Origin of the sequence: Mycobacterium sp. (assembly GCF_025965855.1) — a bacterium.
In the GTDB taxonomy this organism is placed as follows: Bacteria; Actinomycetota; Actinomycetes; order Mycobacteriales; family Mycobacteriaceae; genus Mycobacterium.
Window position 1 is genome coordinate 1 of sequence record NZ_JAOPWB010000228.1, and the last position, 8565, is coordinate 8565.

Below are 8565 nucleotides of genomic sequence, written 5' to 3' on the forward strand. Positions count from 1 at the left end.
GCGCCGGCGCCGGCGCCGCGACGGCGGGGGCGGGCGGCGGTGCGGGCAGCGCGGGGTCGGCCGAAGCGGTGGCGCCCGCGAACGCCGTGACACCGATCGCGCCGGCGGCCAGACCCCCTGCGAATACCCGCAACGTGCGGGCGATCTGAATCATCTGCGTCGATCCTTCCCATGGCCCGGGTCCCAGCACCGGTCATTAGAGGCTGACTGTAACCAGAGGTCAGCGCGGTGAATAGCGTCGACATCGACCTGGGATGAAGCTCTGATCGGTGCGCAACGCAACCGAGACCAACCTGTGGCCGGCCGGGCCGCCGAGGCGGCCCTTATACCCTGTTCAGGTGACCGAATCCCCGACCACCACGCGTGGGAGCACCTCTGGCGTTCCTGAGCCGGACTCCGATGCGCCGCCATATCGCTACACCGCGGCGCTGGCCCGCCGCGTGGAGAGCACGTGGCAGGAGAACTGGGCGAAGCTCAGCACGTTCAACGTGGCCAACCCCGTCGGTGATCTGGCTCCCAAGGACGGGAGCTCGGTGCCCGACGACAAGCTATTCGTGCAGGACATGTTCCCCTATCCGTCGGGCGATGGACTGCACGTCGGGCACCCGCTGGGCTATATCGCCACCGACGTCTACGCCCGGTATTTCCGGATGACCGGCCATAACGTCCTGCACGCGTTGGGCTTTGACTCCTTTGGGCTGCCCGCCGAGCAATACGCGGTGCAAACCGGGACCCACCCGCGTACCCGGACCGAGGCCAACATCGTCAATTTCCGTCGCCAGCTGGGCCGGCTGGGCCTGGGCCACGACAGCCGGCGCAGCTTCTCGACCACCGATACCGAGTTCTACAAGTGGACCCAGTGGATCTTCCTTCAGATCTACAACGCCTGGTTCGACACCACCGCCAACAAGGCGCGTCCGATCGCCGAGTTGCTCGCCGAGTTCGATTCCGGTGCGCGCCGTCTCGACGATGGACGGGACTGGGCCACGCTGACGGCGGGGGAGCGGGCCGATGTGATCGACGGGCACCGACTGGTCTATCAGGCCGACTCGATGGTGAATTGGTGCCCGGGACTGGGCACGGTGCTGGCCAACGAAGAGGTCACCGCCGACGGCCGCAGCGACCGCGGCAACTTCCCGGTATTCCGCAAACGGCTGCGGCAGTGGATGATGCGCATCACGGCCTACGCCGACCGGCTGCTCGACGACCTCGATGTGCTGGAATGGCCGGATCAGGTAAAGACCATGCAGCGCAACTGGATTGGTCGCTCGCACGGCGCTCAGGCGCTGTTCTCCGCGACCAAGGGCGGTGGCGACGGAGTTGGTTCAGTGGTCGATATCGAGGTGTTCACCACCCGTCCTGACACGTTGTTCGGCGCCACGTACCTGGTGCTGGCCCCCGAGCATGACCTGGTCGACGAACTGGTCGCCGCCGCCTGGCCCGACGGCACCGACCCCCGGTGGACGTACGACGCCGCCACACCGGCCGAGGCCGTCGCCGCCTACCGCCGCGCGATCGGCGCAAAGTCGGACCTCGAACGCCAGGAGAGCCGGGAGAAGACTGGCGTCTTCCTGGGCAGCTACGCGACCAATCCGGCCAACGGAAAACCCGTCCCGATCTTCATTGCCGACTACGTGCTGGCCGGCTACGGCACCGGCGCGATCATGGCGGTCCCCGGCCACGACCAGCGCGACTGGGACTTCGCGCATGAGCTGGGCCTGCCGATCGTGGAAGTCATTGCCGGCGGCGATATTTCGCAGGCCGCGCACGCGGGTGACGGTGTGCTGGTCAACTCCGGCTTCCTCGACGGCATGGACGTGGTGGCGGCCAAGGAAGCGATCACCGCTCGTCTGGAGGCCGAGGGCCGCGGCCGGGCGCGCATCGAATTCAAGCTGCGCGACTGGCTTTTCGCTCGGCAGCGATACTGGGGCGAGCCATTCCCCATCGTCTACGACAGCGACGGACGGCCGCACGCGCTCGACGAGGCGGCGCTGCCGGTCGAGCTGCCCGACGTGCCGGACTACTCGCCGGTGTTGTTCGACCCCGACGACGCAAACAGCGAGCCGTCGCCGCCTCTGGCCAAGGCCACCGACTGGGTACACGTCGAACTCGACCTGGGCGACGGCCTGAAGCCCTACACCCGCGACACCAACGTGATGCCGCAGTGGGCCGGCAGCTCCTGGTACGAGCTGCGCTACACCGACCCGCATAACTCAGAGCGGTTCTGCGCCAAGGAAAACGAGGCTTATTGGATGGGCCCGCGGCCGGCCGAGCACGGCTCGCAGGATCCGGGCGGGGTCGACCTGTACGTCGGGGGCGCCGAACACGCGGTGCTTCATCTGCTGTATTCGAGGTTCTGGCACAAGGTGCTATACGACCTGGGTCATGTCAGCTCCCGCGAGCCGTACCGCCGGCTGATCAACCAGGGCTACATCCAGGCCTTCGCCTACACCGATTCCCGCGGCTCCTATGTGCCGGCGGAGGAGGTGATCGAACGCGGCGGCGGCTTCTTCTATCCGGGGCCCGACGGCGAGGTCGAAGTCTTCCAGGAATTCGGGAAAATCGGTAAGAGCCTGAAGTATTCGATATCGCCGGACGAGATCTGCGACGAATACGGTGCCGACACGCTGCGGGTGTACGAGATGTCGATGGGACCCTTGGAGGCGTCCCGGCCCTGGGCCACCAAGGATGTGGTCGGCGCGCACCGCTTCCTGCAGCGGGTGTGGCGCTTGGTGATCGACGAGCAGACCGGCGAGACCCGCGTGGCCGACGCCGACGAATCGCTGGGCGCCGACACCCTCCGGTCGCTGCACCGCACCATCGCCGGGGTTTCCGAAGACTATGCGGCACTGCGCAATAACACCGCGACGGCCAAGCTGATCGAGTACACCAACCACCTCACCAAAGAGCACCGCGACTCGGTGCCGCGCGCGGCGGTCGAGCCGCTGGTGCTGATGCTGGCGCCGCTGGCCCCGCATATGGCCGAGGAGCTGTGGTCGCGGCTGGGCCACACCACCTCGTTGGCGCACGGACCCTTCCCTGAGGCCGACCCTGCTTACCTCGTCGAAGACACCGTGGAGTACCCGGTCCAGGTGAACGGCAAGGTGCGCGGACGAGTGGTGGTGGCCGCCGACGCCGATGACGACACGCTGAAAGCCGCGGCCATGGCCGACGAAAAGGTCCAGGCGTTCTTGGCCGGTGCCGCTCCACGAAAGGTGATCGTGGTCCCCGGTCGGCTGGTCAACCTGGTCGTCTAGCAGGCGCCGGTCATCGCTTGCGCGGCCGAAGCACCACTTCGTGGACGTGACCGTCGGGTGGCGTGGCCACCGCGCCGGCAACCACCGCCGCGACCGTTTCCGGCCGCAGGAAGTTTGCCGGGTCGTAGTCGTCGCCTTCGAACGCGACGAGCTCCCGTTGCATGGCGCTGTCGGTACGGCCGGGATAGATCGTGGTCACGCGCAGGTCCGGCTCGTCGTTGCGCAGCGAATCGGCGAAAGCCCGCAACGCGAACTTGCTGGCCGAATACGAGGCCATGCCCGGTGAAACACTGCGCCCCGCACCGGAGTTGATGAACACCACCTGACCGCGGGCCCGCCGCAGCGCCGGCAGCAGGGCCAGCGTAAGTGCGACTACCCCAAAGACATTCACTGCGAAGGTGGCGCGCCACTCGTCGACGTCGGATTCGGCGACATGGCCGGGGATGGACACCCCCGCGTTGTGCACCAACACGTCGAGTTCGTCGACGATTTCGCAGCTGGCCTCGATCTCGTCGGGGTTGGTCAGGTCGAGCGGAAAAGTCGTGGCGCCGAGCCGCCCCGCGACGGCGTCGAGTCGATCGGAGGACCTCCCCGCCAGCAACAGGGTGTGCGTTGGCGACAGCGCCGCGGCGATCGCGGAACCGATCGCGCCGCTCGCGCCGGTGATGAGTGCGGTGGGCATGACTACAGTGTATGGAAGTGTACGGAAGCTACCAATCCCCTTGGGGATCAGCCACTTTCAGGCCTGCTTGCGTGCCGGCGGCTCTCCGGCGGGGGGTGATTCGCCGGAGGCCAGGCGTTCCAGCGGAGCCAGCGCCCTCGTCAGCGTGTTGAGGTCGGACTCGTTGAGCTGACTGAGCATCGCGGCCAGGGCGGCGTGCCGGTTGGCCAGCGATTCGGCGTGAACGGCCCGTCCCCGCGGCGTGATGTCGACCAGCACCGCCCGCAGGTCGGACGGGTCACGCGAGCGTTTCACCAGCCCTATCTTCTCCAGCCGGCGGATCGCCACGGTCGTGGTCGGGGTACGTACCCGTTCGTGCGCCGCCAGGTCGGTCATCCGGATGGGCCCCTGATCGAGCAGGGTGATCAGGATCGAAAGCTGCGCCAGGGTCAGATCCCCGGCCACGACGCCGTTGGGGTCCCCGCGGCGCAGAATCGAAAACAATTTGGATAGCGCGCGGTGCAGACCTTCCGCAAGCTCCGTTGCCTCGGGCGCGGTGGATTCGCTGTCCGCCATAAGTCGGCAGTCTAACCCGATATGCGTGGCGTACAAGGGAGCTATTGCGGACTAACTCAGACTAGTTGGGGACCGTCATAGCACTTGGGACAGGAATCGCTGGAGCCTTTCGGTCTCGGCGGCTTCGAATATCTGCTCGGGCGGCCCGGATTCCACGACTCTTCCGTGATCCATAAAAACGACGGTGTCGGATGCCGACCGGGCGAAGCCCATTTCGTGCGTCACGACGATCATGGTCATGCCGTCGGCGCCGAGGTCGGCGATCAGTTGCAGAATCCCCTTGACCATCTCCGGATCCAGCGCTGACGTCGCCTCGTCGAAGAACATCACCTGTGGGTCCATCGACAGCGCGCGGGCGATCGCGACCCGTTGTTGTTGGCCGCCGGACAGCGTGCCGGGGCGGGCACCGGCCTTGTGCTTCAAACCAACTCGATCCAGCTGGGTCAGCGCCAACTCTCGCGCCGCGTCCGCGGGCAGGCGCCGCAACTTGCGCGGCGCCAGCGCGACATTCTTCAGCACGCTGAGATGCGGGAAGAGATTGAAATGCTGGAACACCGTGCCGATGCGCTGGCGAAGTTGGTCCGGATCGTCGCGCAACACCGACCGCCCGTCCAGCAGGATATCGCCGCTATCCGGCTCGTGCAGCCGGTTCAGGGTGCGCAGCAGCGTCGACTTTCCAGAACCAGACGGTCCGATGACGGCGACCGTCGTGCCCGCGGGGGCCTCGATATCAACGCCGCGCAACACCAGATTGCCGCCGAGGGTCTGATGAATGTCCTTGGCCGCCAGCGATACCGCCGCGCGCCTCGGGGCGCCCGCTGTCACGTGATCTCCTGACCGAACTTCGTCGTGAGCATGTCGGCCGGGTCTTCGGGCTCGGCGGCACCATGGCCCCGGCGAAGCCGGCCGTCGATGTAGTTCACCAAATGGGTCAGCGGAATGGTCAGAATCAGATAGAAGAGACCGGCGGCCACCAACGGTGACAAGCTGCCGGTCTGCGCGTTGAGGTCCCGGCCCACCTGGAAGAGCTCCCGCTGGTCGGCGACCAAGCCCAAGAAGTACACCAGCGCGGAGGCCTTCAACAGCCCGATGGCCTGGTTGACCAATGCGGGCAGCACCCGCCTGATCCCCTGCGGCACAACCACGAGACGCATCGCGGCCGGATAGCTGAATCCCAGCGCGCGGGAAGCTTCGAGTTGGCCGGGGTCGACGCTTTGAATACCCGAGCGCAGGATCTCGCCAATGTAGGCGGCGGCCATCAATCCCAGTGCGGCGATGCCCAACGGGTATGGATTCTTGTTGGTCAGTTCGCCGACCAACGGCCCGACGCCCATCCCGATGATCAGGATGATCACCACCTCGGGGAGCCCGCGAAAGATGTCGGTGTACACCCGCGCCGGCCAGCGCAGCCAGCGTGAATGCGAGATTCCGGCGATTGCCAGCACCATCCCGAGCGCCAGGCCGATGACGAGGGCGCTGTTCGTCAGGATCAACGTATTGGGCAGCCCGGTGGTGAGCAGAACGGGGATGGCCTGTCGGTACAGGTCCCAATCGAAGAAGGAATCACTCAACTGGGCCAGCGTCGACTGCGGCGCCACCAGTCCCACCGGCTCGCGGTGGTGGCTCGCGGCGACCGCGGCGAAGTCCGGCAGGTGCGGAGCGGGGGCGGCTTTGGACCCGGGTTTCCAGCCCGGCGGCGGCGTCCGTGGCACCCACTGGCAGTACAGGTTCGCCCAAGTGCCGTCGGCGATCACGGCGTCCAGCCCGGAATTCAGCGCATCGATCAGGGCCTGGTTGTCTTTGGCAACCGCATACGCCACGAAATTGCCTGGGCTGAAAGTGTTCGCGACGACCACCGCCGGGTCGCCGGGTCGCATTACGGTCGATGCCAGGGTCCCAGGCGCTACCCACGCGTCGATCTGGCGCGTCTTGAGGCTGGCGTACAAGGTGGCGAAGCCGGGGTACTTCACCGGTTGCAGGTGCAACGTGTCGACGACATACGACTCCTCGACGGTGCCCTGGACCACGCCGATGCGCAGGCCGGCGGCGAGATCACTGAACTTGTGGATCGCCGAGCCGGGGGGCACCACGAGGGAGTAGAAGCCGAAGTCGTAGCCGTTGGTAAACGCAACCGTGCGGCGACGCGCGTCGGTGGCCTTCACCGATGCCGAGCCGACGTCGAAGCGCCGGGACGCCACTTGGGCGAGCAGCGCGGAGAAGTCCGTGCTGACAAAGCGCACTTGGATGCCCAGCTTGCCGGCGATGGCAAGCAACAGCTGGTTGTCGAAGCCGCTGAATTCGCCGGTGGGGTTGATGCAGATGTTGGGCGGGGCGTCCGACAGCGTGCCGACCGTCAGGACACCCGGCGTGCCGAGGCCCAATGCATCGACGTTCGCTGAGCTGAGCGGCTCGACGGAGGTTGTCGTGTCCCGGTCCTCGTGATCCGTGGCGGGGTTCTCGGTCAGATCCTTCGGCAGGACCCTGGCGCTGTTCAAACCGCCTGGCGCGCATTGGTTCCAGTCGGCAGCGGCGGGGGCGGCCGCACCGCCTGATGCCATGCCGCACACCAGCACCGTTGTCGCGACCAGCCCGAGCAGCTTTCCGCGGCGCTTGGCGCGTCGGACCGTGCACGCAGTCATCACCGACACCGTAACGACCGAGCGGCGGCCCGGCGCGTTTTACAGCGCGATCGACGGCTCGCCCTCGGCGGCGTCCGCGCCGGCCAATACTCGAAGGGCGCCGGGAACGACTTGGCCGATGTCATCGGGCGCGGAGAACACCCTGCGTCGAAACAGTTCGGCCAGCATGGTCTGGGCCATCAGGGTGGACCGCCCCACGCACGCGGCCCGCGCGGCCTCCGGGTCGCGCCGGTGTATTGCGGAGGTCTCGTCTTCGTAGAACGGCAACATGTCGTCGCGGCTGCACTGGTAGGTCATCCAGAACACCCGGGGGATGAGGTCTTGCGAAGCGCGGATCGTGGCGTGCAGCCGCGGCCCCGCGTATTCCTCGTTGATCGTGTGCCGGTACTGCCCGGCGATTTCCGAGAAGGCGCGCGATTCCTTCGCGGAGCGCAACGATCGCATCAGCGCATCGAGCTGCCCCAGAATCCGCGGCGTGGGGTTGGTGGCCGCGCGCGCCGAGGCAATGCCGTTGAGCAGGCCGTCGAGTTCGTGATGTTCAACGACGGTGGCTTCGTCGAAGCGCTCGACAAAGGCGCCCCGGTGATAGCGGGTGGACACGATGCCGTCGTGTTCCAGTTGGACCAGCGCCTCTTGAATCGGGACGCGGCTGACCCCGAGCCCCACCGCGATCTCATTGCGGTCGACGCGGTCGCCGCTGCGCAGTTTCCCCGTCAATACCAGGTTGAGAATGTGCGAAACGACCTGGTCCTTTTCTTTGACCCCGTACTTTTTTGGCATCCGTTTCTTGAGTGCCTTTCCAACCCGGTTCGGTCCACCTAGCGCACAGAGTTTCTCATGACTTGGCGCGCGCGTTCATGTGTTTGGTGAATGAATCGGAGGCAATTAGGGCATCAAATTGAGTAAGTGGCTTTCAACGCCCGTCGCGCCACTTGCAGAGCGCTTCCGCGGCGCTCAGGTCGTAATCCGGACCGTCGCAACCAACCGTCAGCATCCTGACACCGAAGTTCACGAGGGTTTCGGCATTGGCGAGCAGGCCGCCCGCGAGGTCCCCTTTTACGGCGGCCGAGCGTTCGATGCCGCCCGGGTCCCGGCCGACCTCGGCGCAGTGCCGGTCCAGGACGGCCGACTTCGCCGGAAGCTCGTCGGCGGCGGTGAAGCTGTGCCAGATATCGGCATATTCGGCCACCAGCCGCAGGGTCTTGCGTTCACCGCCGCCGCCGATGAGGACCGGGAAGTCGCGGGTCGCTGGCGGGTTCAGCTTGGCCAACCTCTCCTTGATCCGGGGCAGCGCGGCCGCCAGGTCGTCGAGTCGGCTACCGGCGGTGCCGAATTCGTAGCCGTACTCGTCGTAATCCATTTGCTTCCAGCCGGAACCGATTCCCAGGACGAGTCGGCCCTCGGATATGTGGTCGACGGTGCGGGCCATGTC

Annotated in this window: 7 protein-coding genes and 1 pseudogene; 1 reads left to right on the forward strand and 7 read right to left on the reverse strand. The window is 66.4% G+C overall.

Going from position 1 to position 8565, the window contains the following annotated elements; translation table 11 throughout:
* A pseudogene (locus JWP83_RS31310) lies at window positions 1-154 on the reverse strand (hypothetical protein); the annotation flags it as partial.
* Between the two features lie 184 nt (window positions 155-338).
* Between JWP83_RS31310 and leuS the strand changes: the two are divergent.
* Entirely contained in the window at window positions 339-3257 is a 2919-nt protein-coding gene (gene leuS, locus JWP83_RS19360) for a leucine--tRNA ligase (RefSeq protein WP_297733196.1), read from the forward strand.
* A gap of 10 nt (window positions 3258-3267) precedes the next feature.
* Here the strand turns inward: leuS and JWP83_RS19365 are convergent, their stop codons facing one another.
* The 6 genes from JWP83_RS19365 to JWP83_RS19390 form a co-directional block, all read right to left on the reverse strand.
* Window positions 3268-3939 (reverse strand): SDR family oxidoreductase, encoded by a 672-nt coding sequence (locus JWP83_RS19365; protein WP_297733199.1) that lies wholly within the window; start codon window positions 3937-3939, stop codon window positions 3268-3270.
* A gap of 57 nt (window positions 3940-3996) precedes the next feature.
* Window positions 3997-4494 carry a MarR family winged helix-turn-helix transcriptional regulator gene (locus tag JWP83_RS19370; RefSeq protein WP_297733202.1) on the reverse strand — a complete coding sequence of 166 codons (498 nt, stop codon included), beginning with the start codon at window positions 4492-4494 and terminating at the stop codon, window positions 3997-3999.
* A 75-nt stretch (window positions 4495-4569) separates the two neighbouring features.
* Complete coding sequence (locus JWP83_RS19375) at window positions 4570-5319, reverse strand: amino acid ABC transporter ATP-binding protein (RefSeq protein ID WP_297733205.1); 750 nt, start codon at window positions 5317-5319, stop codon at window positions 4570-4572.
* On the reverse strand, window positions 5316-7133 hold the full coding sequence (locus JWP83_RS19380; protein ID WP_297733209.1) for an ABC transporter substrate-binding protein/permease: 1818 nt from the start codon (window positions 7131-7133) through the stop codon (window positions 5316-5318). Before JWP83_RS19380 ends, JWP83_RS19375 begins: the two co-directional genes overlap by 4 nt.
* 39 nt (window positions 7134-7172) lie before the next feature.
* The gene (locus JWP83_RS19385; protein WP_297733212.1) at window positions 7173-7913 is read right to left on the reverse strand and encodes a GntR family transcriptional regulator; all 741 of its coding nucleotides are present in this window, start codon (window positions 7911-7913) and stop codon (window positions 7173-7175) included.
* 133 nt (window positions 7914-8046) lie between these two features.
* A partial coding sequence (locus tag JWP83_RS19390) for an LLM class F420-dependent oxidoreductase (RefSeq protein WP_297733215.1) occupies window positions 8047-8565 on the reverse strand: 519 nt, incomplete at its 5' end.